Source organism: Exiguobacterium sp. ERU653, assembly GCF_018617775.1.
In the GTDB taxonomy this organism is placed as follows: Bacteria; Bacillota; Bacilli; order Exiguobacteriales; family Exiguobacteriaceae; genus Exiguobacterium; species Exiguobacterium marinum.
In genome coordinates this window covers 636120-648782 of sequence record NZ_JACSKV010000001.1, presented here as the reverse complement: position 1 = coordinate 648782, position 12663 = coordinate 636120, and the positions used below count along the sequence as shown (strand labels likewise).

The 12663-nt window shown below is 45.7% G+C and carries 14 protein-coding genes; 2 read left to right on the top strand and 12 right to left on the bottom strand.

The genetic code is table 11. The features are described from left to right. Nucleotides 1–7: 7 nt before the first annotated feature. From KNO95_RS03380 to KNO95_RS03365, 4 genes are read right to left on the bottom strand one after another with little or no spacing between them, the layout of a single operon-like run. Nucleotides 8–400: a reverse transcriptase-like protein gene (locus KNO95_RS03380; RefSeq protein WP_026826076.1), complete on the bottom strand. Its 393-nt coding sequence runs from the start codon at nucleotides 398–400 to the stop codon at nucleotides 8–10. Then, nucleotides 381–1163, bottom strand: a complete 783-nt coding sequence (locus tag KNO95_RS03375) for a 5'-3' exonuclease (RefSeq protein ID WP_214878292.1) — start codon at nucleotides 1161–1163, stop codon at nucleotides 381–383. The genes KNO95_RS03380 and KNO95_RS03375 overlap by 20 nt, the downstream gene beginning before the upstream one ends. Then, nucleotides 1144–2094 (bottom strand): CobW family GTP-binding protein, encoded by a 951-nt coding sequence (locus KNO95_RS03370; protein ID WP_214878290.1) that lies wholly within the window; start codon nucleotides 2092–2094, stop codon nucleotides 1144–1146. Before KNO95_RS03370 ends, KNO95_RS03375 begins: the two co-directional genes overlap by 20 nt. Before the next feature lie 15 nt (nucleotides 2095–2109). After that, nucleotides 2110–3288: a DNA-binding protein gene (locus KNO95_RS03365; protein ID WP_214878288.1), complete on the bottom strand. Its 1179-nt coding sequence runs from the start codon at nucleotides 3286–3288 to the stop codon at nucleotides 2110–2112. Nucleotides 3289–3443: 155 nt separating this feature from the next. On the opposite strand from KNO95_RS03365, the gene KNO95_RS03360 reads away from it, so the two are divergent. After that, nucleotides 3444–3956: a hypothetical protein gene (locus tag KNO95_RS03360; RefSeq protein WP_214702137.1), complete on the top strand. Its 513-nt coding sequence runs from the start codon at nucleotides 3444–3446 to the stop codon at nucleotides 3954–3956. Between the two features lie 38 nt (nucleotides 3957–3994). On the opposite strand, the gene hfq is transcribed toward KNO95_RS03360, so the two are convergent. The 6 genes from hfq to KNO95_RS03330 form a co-directional block, all read right to left on the bottom strand. Then, nucleotides 3995–4243, bottom strand: coding sequence for an RNA chaperone Hfq (gene hfq / locus KNO95_RS03355; protein ID WP_214878286.1), 249 nt, complete (start codon nucleotides 4241–4243; stop codon nucleotides 3995–3997). A 27-nt stretch (nucleotides 4244–4270) separates the two neighbouring features. Next, nucleotides 4271–5206, bottom strand: a complete 936-nt coding sequence (gene miaA / locus KNO95_RS03350; protein ID WP_214878284.1) for a tRNA (adenosine(37)-N6)-dimethylallyltransferase MiaA — start codon at nucleotides 5204–5206, stop codon at nucleotides 4271–4273. Between the two features lie 335 nt (nucleotides 5207–5541). Beyond that, nucleotides 5542–6132 (bottom strand): AmiS/UreI family transporter, encoded by a 591-nt coding sequence (locus tag KNO95_RS03345; protein ID WP_214878282.1) that lies wholly within the window; start codon nucleotides 6130–6132, stop codon nucleotides 5542–5544. A 205-nt stretch (nucleotides 6133–6337) separates the two neighbouring features. Next, the gene (locus KNO95_RS03340; RefSeq protein ID WP_214878280.1) at nucleotides 6338–7867 is read right to left on the bottom strand and encodes a M4 family metallopeptidase; all 1530 of its coding nucleotides are present in this window, start codon (nucleotides 7865–7867) and stop codon (nucleotides 6338–6340) included. A gap of 175 nt (nucleotides 7868–8042) precedes the next feature. Continuing rightward, the gene (locus KNO95_RS03335; RefSeq protein WP_084483598.1) at nucleotides 8043–9041 is read right to left on the bottom strand and encodes an ABC transporter permease; all 999 of its coding nucleotides are present in this window, start codon (nucleotides 9039–9041) and stop codon (nucleotides 8043–8045) included. After that, a complete protein-coding gene (locus KNO95_RS03330) occupies nucleotides 9034–9954 on the bottom strand; it encodes an ABC transporter ATP-binding protein (RefSeq protein ID WP_214698369.1) in 921 nt (306 codons plus the stop codon). The genes KNO95_RS03335 and KNO95_RS03330 overlap by 8 nt, the downstream gene beginning before the upstream one ends. 118 nt (nucleotides 9955–10072) lie before the next feature. Between KNO95_RS03330 and KNO95_RS03325 the strand changes: the two genes are divergently transcribed. After that, nucleotides 10073–10822 carry a GDSL-type esterase/lipase family protein gene (locus KNO95_RS03325; RefSeq protein ID WP_214702143.1) on the top strand — a complete coding sequence of 250 codons (750 nt, stop codon included), beginning with the start codon at nucleotides 10073–10075 and terminating at the stop codon, nucleotides 10820–10822. A 37-nt stretch (nucleotides 10823–10859) separates the two neighbouring features. On the opposite strand, the gene KNO95_RS03320 is transcribed toward KNO95_RS03325, so the two are convergent. After that, nucleotides 10860–11531, bottom strand: coding sequence for a hypothetical protein (locus tag KNO95_RS03320; RefSeq protein WP_214702144.1), 672 nt, complete (start codon nucleotides 11529–11531; stop codon nucleotides 10860–10862). Then, entirely contained in the window at nucleotides 11518–12648 is a 1131-nt protein-coding gene (locus KNO95_RS03315; RefSeq protein WP_214702145.1) for a mandelate racemase/muconate lactonizing enzyme family protein, read from the bottom strand. The genes KNO95_RS03320 and KNO95_RS03315 overlap by 14 nt, the downstream gene beginning before the upstream one ends. Nucleotides 12649–12663 lie beyond the last annotated feature (15 nt).

Genomic DNA, 12663 nt, shown 5'->3' with positions numbered 1-12663 from the left:
TAGTCACTTAACTCGTTCCATTCAATGCCTCACGGGCGATCAAATCCGCTCGATTTTCCACACGCGGAATCCATTTCAAAAAGATAGTGGGTAGTTCATCATACGCAATCAACGCTTTAAGAAAGAGCGGCTTCGCCGAATCATCTTTCATGAAGCGTTGCTCTAATGCACGAACAACCACGTCAGCATCAGAGTAGAGCATGAATGACGTCTCCTCTTGCATCAAATGCGCCTTTTCAAGTGCATAGGCACAAGCTGCTAGTTCAGCATGGACGCTCGACAGCCCTAGCACCCGTTGCTTGAATGTTGATACTGTACCGTCTGATGACTTGATCCAAACACCGATGCCGTTTTCTCCAGTCGTTTGATTGGTTGCCGCGTCAAAATAGATGTGAACCAAAGCGGTACGCCTCCCAGTCCGTATTGATTGGAGCATAAATGTCAATCTGCGACAGACGTTTTGACAAGAGCGCAATCTCTTCATGACCGTCTAGTTTTTTTGCAAACTTTTGGTGGGTCGCTTCAAGCGTTTCATTCTGCACGTGCATGTAAAGCGTCTCAATCGTATCGTAATGTTGAATCAGGATAGTTGCCGTTTTCGGACCGATTCCGCGCACACCTGGAATATTATCTGAAGCATCTCCTTGGAGTGCCTTCACATCAACAAACTGTTTCGGCTTTACTCCGTACATCGATTCAAACGAACCTTCGTTGATGAGCTGTTCTTCTCCCTTTTTCGGCATGATTTGAAACACGTTCGGTGATAACAACTGAAGTAAGTCACGGTCAGAGGAATAAAGGTATGATTCCCCGGGAAAAGCTGTCGCGACCGCACCCATCAAATCATCGGCCTCGTACCCGGTCAACTCGGATTGTAAGATGCCACGTTCATCCAAAGCGACCCTCAATTTCAAGTAGTCATCAAACAATGGTTCAGGCAGTCCATTACGCGTCGCTTTATATTCAGGGTACATAGCATAACGATGTGTGGACTCTCGCGTTCCGTCCCAAAAGAAAGCAATATGCGAAAAGTCTGTCGTCCATGAATCTACTTTTCGAAGCAAGCCTTTCACCGTTACGTCCGGATCTTGTGCTCGTCTACGCTCCGTTGCAAAATAATAGCGTGACAATAAGTTAAATCCATCAACTAGAATGAGCTTCATTCTGCTCCACCTCACATGATTTTAATCCTCGTGCCAATGCTTCGGCATCTAATTCCTTCCCGATCCAAACGAATACCGAACGGTCCCCTTCATGTACCTCGTTTGCAAACGTCGCACCCATCAGTTGATTCGTTGCTTGAATGACGAACTTTCGATTCTCGTCTTTTAGTCGGACAATCGCTTTCATCCGATAAATCGAATCCTCATAATGCATCAGTACCTCACGGACATAACGGGTCACCCGCTCCCGAGACAAAGGGCGCTCAGCATTCAGTGTGATCGCACGAAGGGAAGACACCGATTCACTCATCTCCGTCAGTTGACTCAACTTCTGTTCGTCGACTCGTGACAGTTGGAACGTATTTTCGAGTAGTTCGTAATCGCCTACTGTTTGGACAGTCTCCACAATCCGAACAGTCGGGTTGAGTTGTTCAATTCGCTGATGTGCCTGGTCCAGCTCTTCCACTGAGACTAAATCCGTTTTATTTAACAAAATCAAATCCGCATAGGCGATTTGATGAATGCCTTCTTTAAACAGTTCGCGATCCATTTGGCTTGCATCCACGACAGTTAAGATAGCATTCATCTTGAAGTGTTGTCGTAAATATTCATCATAATAAATTGTCTGGATGATTGGGGCTGGGTCGGCAACACCAGTCGTCTCGATGATGATTCGGTCAAATGTCTCCTTCTTCGCCACGAGTTGATAAAACGTCTTACTCAAGTCATTTTGAATCGAACAACAAATACAGCCGTTCGAGAGCTCGATTTGCTCCTGGTCCATCTTCACAATCAACTGTTCATCGATATTGACAGACCCAAGTTCGTTAACAATCAAACAAATCTTCTCATCGGTCGCAGCGAGTAAACGATTCATATATGTTGTCTTGCCTGCTCCTAAAAACCCGGTCACTAATTGTACGGGAATCATATTATCACCCTTTTCTTACAGTTCTTCGTGTGCGCGAGCCCATTTCTCATAGCGCGCATCCAATAAATCAATCATATGAAGCATCCAAGCTTCCGTCGTCATCGGCAAGACACTTGATCCCCACTCACGCTTCCCGTGATGCGATAAAATCATATGCCAAATACGATGATGAACGTCGATCGGCAGTCGAATCTTTGATTGGCGTAACGTCTCTTCGAACAACAGGCCACCGTATGGCATATGCCCAATTAATGTCCCAATCGGATTGATCGAGATGCCGGTCGTTTCACTTGTACCCTCAACAGGAGATAGTTTCTCAAAACGATTCGGACTAGATAGCAGATGACTGTATTCATATATTTTTCCGATGTCGTGGAAAAGGATTCCAAGTGCGAGTTCGTCCCAGTTCAATGGCTCTTTCCGTTCTGCCATCGCTTCGCATGCGGCATACAATGATTCGAACGTTCCTTTATAGGCCTGTTCAATTTTAACCCCGTTCATCGTATTCCAAAGGTCGACTTTATGCAACTGCTCGGCTTCTTTGATTACACGGAACACCATGGCCAAATAATCATCCTGTTCTTGAATCCGATATCCGAGACGTAACATGCAAACGGTATGCTTCAGCAATCCTCCAGCGTAATTATGATGATGGTAAAGCGCTGCTGGCGACAGTACGAAATCATCCCAAACGAAATCAAGGAGACCATAGGCGATCTGTTGATAAGTCGGCGACAACGTATCGATTAAGCTGAATAACTCATCAGCAAATTGTTCCATCGTTTCGTCACCCGGTAAGCCAGGGAGTAAAGAGATGGCTTCATCTTTTGAGATGGGATGAACCCGGTCGATAATGATTGATTTTGCACCATCTGGTTTTGGATAGATATCGATTTTTCCTGACAATTCAATCACGCCAGACTCATAGATTGGAAGTAGTTCGCTCTCGTTCCCACGGAGCCAATGTTTCGCGCGCATCATCCCGGTCGCCGTCGTGACACTTAGTTGTAGCCACTTCGCACCGCTCTTCCCTTCCTTCACTTCAACCGTACTGACAAGCGCTTTCGTCTGGACAGGTGCGCCGTCCTGTAACCGGTCTAAACGTTCTTTCGATTTTTCAATTTGAGGTATTCGAAATCTTTCTTGGTTCGTAGAAGTACCTATGATCGGATCAATCTGTTGGTAATAGTTCATATACATTCCCTCCTCGCATCTTCTGACATTGTATCGTGTTTCCACGCATTAGGCGAACATACTTTCTAGTAGGGTTTCAATTTCGTCTCCACCATATTGAAAGCGCTTACGATTATTGGTACGATAAAGGTAGTTCTATAAAGGGGGAAACGAGAATGATTTCATTAATCGATACGTATGAACGTTTCATCGCCTCGGGGGAAGCGACACGTTATGCACAAGAACAGCAATCGATTGAACATATTTTACAAGCGTCTGCTTGTCCGGTGGGAATGCAAGATTTAGAGCAGTCTCTTACGCACCATTCCGGTAATCCATATGCAAAAGATGAGTCACTCGACAAAATCGTCGAACATGAGATGAAAGGGGCGATGGCTACTCTCGAGCTATCCGGGTACCCACTTCAGACCCCTCTAGCGAAAGCAGTGATTCTGTCGGCCTTCGCACGTACGAACCGCCTCAACATCGACAAGTTAAAAGAATTAAGCCATGCTGACCTTCTCGTCCGAATTCAATCGGCTGAACGGGCATGGAAACGGACATACACATTGTTACATCGGTCAACACCAACTCAGATTTGTGGTCAAGTAGATTCTCTACTCGGTGGGTGCGCCATTCAGCGTGTACTTGAGGCAATCAAACAGCCAGGAACATCAAAAACGGCATAAGAAAAGGAGCGGTCCCCGGCCCGCTCCTTTTCTTATGCTCATCCTTCTGTTACTTCTACTGCATCCGGCTCATAAAGCGTCACGTTACGTGCCGGTGAAAATGTCGAAATCGCATGTTTATAGATCAACTGTTGACGCCCTTCCGATTCGACGATGACAGTAAAGTTATCAAATGATTTGATGATACCTCGAATTTGAAACCCACTTACTAAAAATACAGTCGTTGGCACCATTTCTTTTCGAAGTTGATTCAAAAAATGGTCTTGGATGTTGTAGCTCGCTTTCATGCTGGATTCCCCCTAGTCTTTATCTCTTTAAAATAATCGGAATTTTCGAAAAAACTCCTCTACATCATCATAAATACTTTTATATGATAGTTCAAATGATTTTCGTCCCATATCTACCCAAATTCCATCAAATTGATGTCGGAACCACGTCAACTGCCGTTTGGCAAATTGTCTTGTATGTTGTTTTAACAAATATGTAGCCCGATCTTTTGAGATTTCTCCTTCTACGTATGGAATAATTTCCTTATAGCCGATGGCTCGCATCGCCTGCGTATCACGATATCCTTGTGCCAAAAGTCGTTCGACTTCTTCGACAAGCCCTGCCTCCATCATCGCATCGACGCGTTGATTGATTCGGGCGTATAGCATCTCACGATCCGCATGAAGGACGAACAATCGATAATCATAATGTTCGGATGGAGCACTGTCCGTCGTCTGTGTATCACCTTGCATCGCCACCTCGAGCGCACGCACGACGCGACGCACGTTATTCGGGTGAATCGTAGCCGCACGCTCTGGGTCAAGTTGAACCAATCTTTGGTGTAGCGCCTCACGCCCTTCGATTTCTGCCAATCGTTCGAGGTCAGCCCGCAACGCTTCATCCACAGGTCGCTCCACAAATTCATAGTCATATAAGATGGAGCGAATGTATAGCCCCGTCCCGCCGACGATAATCGGTAACTTGCCACGGGCATAAATATCATCGATGGCGGCACGTGCTAACTGCTGAAACATCGCGACGCTCATGGCGTCATCCGGATCACATATATCAATCAAATGATGTGGGATCCCTTCGGCCTCTTCTTTCGTCACTTTCGCTGAACCGATGTCCATACCTCGATACACTTGAACCGAATCACCCGAAACGATTTCGCCGTCGAACGATTTCGCCAGTTCGATACCCGTCTTTGTTTTTCCAACGGCGGTTGGTCCGACGATGACGACGACAGGTGTTTTTTTCATACTCTTCACTCCTCAATTAAAAACCCGTCTCCTCGCGAGACGGGTCATCAAATTCTTCTTTTTATTCTATCATCAAATACGACGGCAAACAGCATCCAGCCACATAAAAGTAATCCGAGTAATAACACGAGTCCATCACTCATCTGCTTTCGCCTCCTTTAGCTTCCTCATTCCCATTTTTCACAATTTAGACACAAAATAAAACACACTCATAAAGAGTGCGCTAAGAAGAACAAGAAAACCATCACTATATATATCGAACTACTGGAACTAAAAAAGTCACCCGGTGCGATTGAATCACACTAGATGACCTCGTATGATTTTATAAACGTTATTTACGCAACCTCAACAGATTGTTTCGTACGCTTAACGGATACGATGAAGTAAAGAATTGCTGTACCACTCGCAGCCCACCAAATCATCTCGTATAACCCGTTCAAAAGTCCTGCCAACCCGATCATCGCTGGAACAATAAGAGTTAACCATGACAATACAAGGGCAACACGAGCTGTAAATGCCTCGTTTGGTCGACCAAGTCCCATCCCGAAAAAGAAGAGCGACCATAAGAATGACCAGAAGAACCACGTCAACGCACCCATTGAATCGCCGCCAGCAATCGCCATCACCCCATAAAATGAAGCTGCAATCGATACGAATAACGAGAACCAGCCGACTCCACGACCGTCTAAATTCAAAATAAATGTCACACCAACGTATAAATAAGTGAATGAAAACAGATAAATGCTTGCGAGACCGAACTGCTCTTCAGAACTTGCCCCGATCAATAACCACGTGGCGATAAACGTTTGTAAGATTCCTGTAAACAGACTAAATACCCCAGCACTTTTTGTATCTACCTTCCCGAGAAGGACAAGACTATTTAAAAATAGCGCGACGCCACCAAATAATAAACTTACGTTACCCACATTCATTACCCCTTTTGTACAGATGTCTGACCTCTATTCTACTGTATCACTTTAGCTTGAATTCGCTTACAGTGCAAGGGGAATTTTTATTGTTCACGAGAACGTCATCCATTACTCGTTTTCAAGCATTTGAATCATTCCATCAATGACCCTTTCCTATGTAAAAAAAATCCTTTCCGGAACATCCGGAAAGGATTTCGAGGTATTAATAGATTCCGACAGCGTCAAATGATTTCGCAGCCGATACCGCTTGCGGGCTCGTTGAACCGTAAAGGTCTTTTGCGGATTGCACAACCGCTTGACGAAGGCTTGAGAAGTTTGATGTTGGCGTCAAGTAAACGTTTAGAGCGCGGTAATAGATATCCCCCATCTCCATGACTCCTACACCCTGTACAGATACGCCGTAATGTGATCCACCGTTTCCTAAGAGGTATGCCGCTTTGTTGACGATACCCGAGTTGATGTGAACCCCACCATTGTCTTGTGTCCCTGTGTAACGTTCCGAGTAGTGATCTGGGTCTCCATATGCGGCAGGGTTTGCCATCGAACGAAGTCCGTCGCCTGCAACTCCCGGTGTGTAGATGTCTTCCCCTACCAACCAATCAAAGTTTGTACCTACACTATATTCGGCAACCGTTCCTAAAATATCTGATATTGCCTCATTGATTGCACCAGATTCGTTTTGATAGATCAACCCTGCCGTATACTCCGTGACCGCGTGTGTCAATTCATGAGCGACTACGTCAAGTGCACCTGAAAGGTATGTGAACGTCTGACCATCTCCGTCACCATATACCATCTTGCTACCATCCCAGAACGCGTTGTTGTAACTACGGCTATAGTGAACCGTCGAGTTGAGGGCAGCACCAGCGTTATCATAACTGTTACGTCCATACGTATTCTTATAGAAGTCATACGTTTTCGTTGCGTTGACGTGTGCTGAAACCGCTGCACGGTCATATGTGGTGTTCAAGACGTTATCGACATCAGCCCAAAGTGAACCCGGAAGGCGTGTACGGTTTCCAGCATCGTACGTATAAATCCCTTTTCCTCGTGTTGAATCCTGTAAATAGTAATATGAACCACTCTTTGTCGTTTTGAACGTCTGACTGTATCCAAGAACATCGATTCCCGTTCCTGTATATGTTGTGCCCGTCACACCGTTCGTCGGTTTAGCGTGTGCCAATTGATCGTATTTGTTGAGAACTTCTCCAGTGCCCGCATCGATGAAATATGTCCAACGTGACGGTTCTTCCGCTTCAAGGATTGTTCCGGTCACTTGATACGCATAGACCGACTTGTCACCTTTTGGATAAACAATCAATTCCGCTTCAGGTTCGAGCTCGTAAGCCCCTTTATGTCCAACGAGCTTTTTATAACTCGCGATGGCTTTCTTCTCGCTTAACTTGATTGACTTATGTAGGTTTTTCACCGATTTGGCATCGTCTACAACCGTCTTCAATTGACCCGCTTCATCTACGACACCGACTACTACACCACCGAATACGGGCACGCCATCAACTGTTTGTTGAAGCTTAACCACTTTCCCGACTTTGTCCGACTTCGACTCGATCGTCTTGAATTCACCTTTTGATTTGACGTACTCTTTGACGATCGTCGTTGGTGCACTTTCTGATGGTTTCGTCAATGTGCCTGACTTCAATTCTGCCGCACCGACCAGTTGTGGTACGAGCAAGATGCCTGCGATTAATGATGTAGATACAACTTTTTTCATGTGTTTCCCTCCTTTGTGATAACTCTTACTTTACACACTTTACCAAAAGGCTTGTATCCATCTTTTTAATTATTTTGACAATTCTAAATATTGAGTCATCCGGACCACAACCTATTCTCTTATCCTCATTTCAGCCAAAAAAAATAGTACTACCTAGGAAGGTAGCACTAACAAATTAATAGACATCTTTTTGCGTAAAGTGATAAAACGCATACGCCAGGGCGGCCATCGACCAAATGAGAATGACAAGTAGAGAAAACGGTAATGTCATCCCATCAATGGGTGGGGCTTGTCCCTCCAAATAGGTATGAAGGCCGAAGTTGACGTTCACCAGGTATTTCGAGCTATCCCAATTTGAGCCTAGTGATGTCAAAAGCGGCCCAGAGATGAGGACGGCCATCATAATCCCGATTCCAGTCGCCGTGTTTTTCACCAATACAGAGATCATAAGTGAAATTGTTCCGACTGCGGCGACGACAAGCCACGACAGTCCCATCGACATGAGCAAGTATTCCCACATCGGCAAAGTATGCACAAAATCTGTCGAGAACGTGCCGGTCGGTGAAGCTTGGAAACCAGTCAGAATCGGAGCGGTCCAACCGTCCCAACCGAGAACGATTCCGGATATGGCGTAACTGACGATGGCGGTCACAAAAATTAGGATCGATGTATAGAGTAGCGTTGTCAGCCATTTTGCGAGCAGAATCTTAAATCGCCGGACCGGACGGGATAACAGTGTCTTGATTGTCCCATCGTTATGTTCCCCGCTGACGATATCCGCCATCAATACGATGATAAAGAGCGGCAAGACGAGCGTCGTCCCTTGGGAGAAGAAGACACGCATGAACGTCGGGGCCCCCGGATAATTCGGATTGATATCATTATCAAGATAATATTGATTCTGTTGGACTTGAAATTCGAGAATCTGCCTGAACTCGTCTTGGACGTTCGCAGAGGCGAGTCGGTTTTGCGTATCGATGATCTCTTGCTGGAGATCGACACGCCAATCAATCGTGCCTTGTTCTTCACGTTGCTTCTCGATTTGACGATAGTTTGCGTACGTAAACATGGAGACGAGTACGATCAATATAATAGAGACAACCATCAATCTGCGTTTCCGATGAATCTTTAATACTTCATTACGAATAAGGCCAAGCATCGATGGATTAGGCAATATGATCACCGCCTGTCAATGTGATGAAGAGGTCTTCTAGTGTCTGCACCCGTCGTTCGAGTCCGAACACTTCGACGTCTCTTTCTATTAAATAGCGATTCAACTTTGCCGTCTCTTCAACGTTCATCGAAATGCGAATCGTCCGCTCATCAACCACGTCCGCTTGATCGATTCCAACGTATCCTTGAACGATGGGTAACACTTCAAAACTATTAGTGACATGCAAGTCAACTGTCGATGCAAGTTCTTCAATTAATGATTCAACTGTACCTACTTTGACGATCTTACCTCGGGACATGATAGCGACTCGATCCGCAAGTAGTTCAATCTCCGCCAAGATGTGACTCGATACGAGAACACTCAGTCCCGTCTCTTCTACAAGACGACGAATGAATAATCGCAAATCTCGAATCCCCATTGGGTCGAGTCCGTTCGTCGGCTCATCTAAAATGAGAACTCGTGGGTTATTCAACAACGCCTGAGCAATTCCGAGCCGTTGACGCATCCCAAGGGAGTACGTTTTCACTTTATCATCAATTCGAGCAGTCAAGTCGACGAGATCGATGACTTCCTGAATCCGTTTGTCATCCACATTAGGTAACATCCGTGCAAATGCTTCTAAGTTCTCACGTCCGGATAAAAATTTATACAGTTCTGGATTCTCGACGATGGCTCCGATTTGGTTCATCGCTTGAACAAATTGTTTGTCGACACGATACCCACAAATCGATACATTTCCTTTCGTCGGTTTGATCAAGCCAACAATCATTCGAATCGTCGTCGTCTTCCCGGCGCCGTTTGGTCCTAAAAATCCGAATACCTCGCCTGGATAGACGTCTAACGAAATATTATCGATAATCGTCTTTTTACCAATCACTTTTGTTAGTTGATGTAGCTTTAACGTCGGTTCCATTGTCTCACCTCTTCTCTTATTCTATCGGACAAAAGCGAATCTGTCCTATTCGAACATTCACATAGGGCACATCCATACATTTTTGATATGATATGTGTATAGAAAGCGAGGTCAGCCCATGAAACAGTCGAAATGGTATGCATTTTTAAGTGGTGCCGTTTTATTAACGGTAATCGCCTTATACGGTCTATGGATTGGTTATCAGGATATCGTCACCCCCCCGGAACGAACACTTTCCGTCTCCGAAGACGAACGCCCTGAACCAGAAGGAGACGTCTACGTCGCACTTGGCGATTCGTTGACGCGCGGGGTAGGGTCAACGTCTGGTGCTGGATATGTTCAACCCGTAAGTACGGTACTTGAAGAAGACGGTGTCCGTACCCAAAACCTGGCCATCTCTGGAGCACGCACAGAAGATTTACTCACACAACTCGAGCAGCCTGAAGTGCGTCGGACAATCGAGAACGCCCGATATATCACGTTGACCATTGGAGGAAACGATTTGTTCAACCGTGGAGAAAATGTCGATAATTTCGAAGAGGTCGATATTCAACAAGTCATCACGGATGCGAAGACAAATCTTGAAACCATTTTTTCTGAAATTCGATCATTGAACGACTCGGCGACTATCGTCTATATCGGTCTATACAATCCGTTTCAAAATGATGAGAACGGACAGGCGTTCAATCAACTCATCCTCGATTGGAATGCATCTGCGAAACAATTAGCGAATGCTCAAAACATCAATGTGATTGACCCGTTCTCCTACATCTCTGATTTATCACGAGATCTCGCGACCGACCAATTCCATCCGAGTGACCGCACGTATGAAAAATTCGCGAATGATGTACTCTTCGTCCTTGAGTAACAAAAATCCTCGTCAGGCTAAGCTTGACGAGGATTTTTTACTTCTCATATCGAACGACCCACTGTTCCCCTTGTTTCATCATGTCCGTCCCGACCCAACCTGCTTGAAGCAACTCAACTTGTCGCGCCCGATCTTCCATCGGCACCTCCGTCACTTCTGAAGTAGGTTGCCACATACGATGCATCTCTTTGTAAAAAATATATCGAAGTTTCCCACCATACTTCTCTTTAAACGCACCGATTCGGAGTCCAAGAGAGAATTTGTCTTTCATACTTGGAATATTGAATGGGGCGACGGTTGCACAGACGACATCGAATCGGTTATCCGATTCAACTTGTGACATCAACAGTTTGCCTAAATGTGTCTGTAGTCCATATCCACGGAATTTTGGATGGACGTTCGTCACTTCTTGATAAATGACACGTTCAAGCAAATCCTCTGGCCAACCGATATCTCGCCCTAAATGTTCGTTGTCAATCGGCGGGATGAGCATCGCTCGGAATGCGATGATCCGACCATCTGATTTTGCCCCAATCAATGTCTGATCCTTCAATAGTTTCGTGAACTCTTCGATTGATAGAGATTGATAATGTTCTGGTTCAGCCAACACCTGAATGACCGCATCTTGAACGGACAATAGTTCAGGTAAATCTGACAAGCTTAGAACGTCTACTTGAAGTGAAAGGTCTTTGATTTCACCTTGCCACATGTGAATCTTCTCCAATCACGTAAGAATCCGTCGTCAAGTCACGTAACACATCTTCATCGACGTCAATACCGAGTCCGGGACGATTGTTCAGCGAGATGATTGGTAAATCATATGATAAGTTTCCGACATCTTTCCCGAACCGGAGCGGTCCCGTCAACTCGACCGTCTTCACGATTTTACTCGAGAAAGCGACGTGGAATCCTGCACTCGATGCAATCGATGATTCGACCATTGAACCGATTTGACATTCAATCCCCGACATTTCCGCCATATGGACTAACTTCTTCGCCGGATAGATGCCACCACACTTCATCAGCTTGATGTTCGCTTTATGGGCTGCCTGCATCATCGTCAAGCGTCTCATATCGTGAACGTCTTTCAGCCCTTCATCGATCATGAGTGGGACGGAGATTTTTTGTTTCACTTCGAACATGCCTTCAAAATCATCCGCCTTGACCGGTTGTTCGACCCAATCGATTCCATACGGTTCGAGTAGACGCATGGCTTGAACCGTATTGGCCGCATTGACCCATCCTTGGTTAACGTCGACTCGAATCGGCACGTCATTTCCTACTGCTTCCCGTACCGCCTTGACACGCGCCACGTCCGTTTGCACATCGACTCCGACCTTCATCTTCACTGCCGTATAGCCTCGTTTCATTTGTTCGAGTGCCTCTTGTGCCATATGGCTCGGCTCTCCGATACTCAAGACGTGAGTGACTGGGAATGACTCATGGTACCGACCGCCAATCCATTCGTAGATTGGTTGATCCAGCTTTTTCCCAATCACATCATGACACGCGATATCGAGCGCTGCTTTGGCAGCCGGAACACCACGAATCGCACGGTCCATCTCGTCATGAATATGCTCTAGATGCATCGGATTTTTTCCGATTAAGAGCGGCGCCAACAGATGACGGAGGACACTGACAGTGCTCTCTGCCGACTCCCCTGTCACATGCTCATCCGCCACGGCTTCTCCATAACCAATCAGTCCACAAGACGTGGTCATTTTGACAATGACAGACGGCATATCATCATAACGGTGATAACTGACGATGAATGGTACTTTTAACGGAAAGCGAACCGAGAAAATTTCTATTTTTTGAATATTCATTTTCATCACTCCTTT

What these genes read in the sequence shown, in the direction of transcription:
- hfq (WP_214878286.1), bottom strand. Translation starts at nt 4,243, where the DNA reads ATGAAAGCGAGCTACAACATCCAAGACCATTTTTTGAATCAACTTCGA.
- KNO95_RS03370 (WP_214878290.1), bottom strand. Translation starts at nt 2,094, where the DNA reads ATGATTCCCGTACAATTAGTGACCGGGTTTTTAGGAGCAGGCAAGACA.
- KNO95_RS03375 (WP_214878292.1), bottom strand. Translation starts at nt 1,163, where the DNA reads ATGAAGCTCATTCTAGTTGATGGATTTAACTTATTGTCACGCTATTAT.
- KNO95_RS03325 (WP_214702143.1), top strand. Translation starts at nt 10,073, where the DNA reads ATGAAACAGTCGAAATGGTATGCATTTTTAAGTGGTGCCGTTTTATTA.
- KNO95_RS03360 (WP_214702137.1), top strand. Translation starts at nt 3,444, where the DNA reads ATGATTTCATTAATCGATACGTATGAACGTTTCATCGCCTCGGGGGAA.
- KNO95_RS03330 (WP_214698369.1), bottom strand. Translation starts at nt 9,954, where the DNA reads ATGGAACCGACGTTAAAGCTACATCAACTAACAAAAGTGATTGGTAAA.
- KNO95_RS03320 (WP_214702144.1), bottom strand. Translation starts at nt 11,531, where the DNA reads ATGTGGCAAGGTGAAATCAAAGACCTTTCACTTCAAGTAGACGTTCTA.
- KNO95_RS03315 (WP_214702145.1), bottom strand. Translation starts at nt 12,648, where the DNA reads ATGAATATTCAAAAAATAGAAATTTTCTCGGTTCGCTTTCCGTTAAAA.
- miaA (WP_214878284.1), bottom strand. Translation starts at nt 5,206, where the DNA reads ATGAAAAAAACACCTGTCGTCGTCATCGTCGGACCAACCGCCGTTGGA.
- KNO95_RS03365 (WP_214878288.1), bottom strand. Translation starts at nt 3,288, where the DNA reads ATGAACTATTACCAACAGATTGATCCGATCATAGGTACTTCTACGAAC.
- KNO95_RS03340 (WP_214878280.1), bottom strand. Translation starts at nt 7,867, where the DNA reads ATGAAAAAAGTTGTATCTACATCATTAATCGCAGGCATCTTGCTCGTA.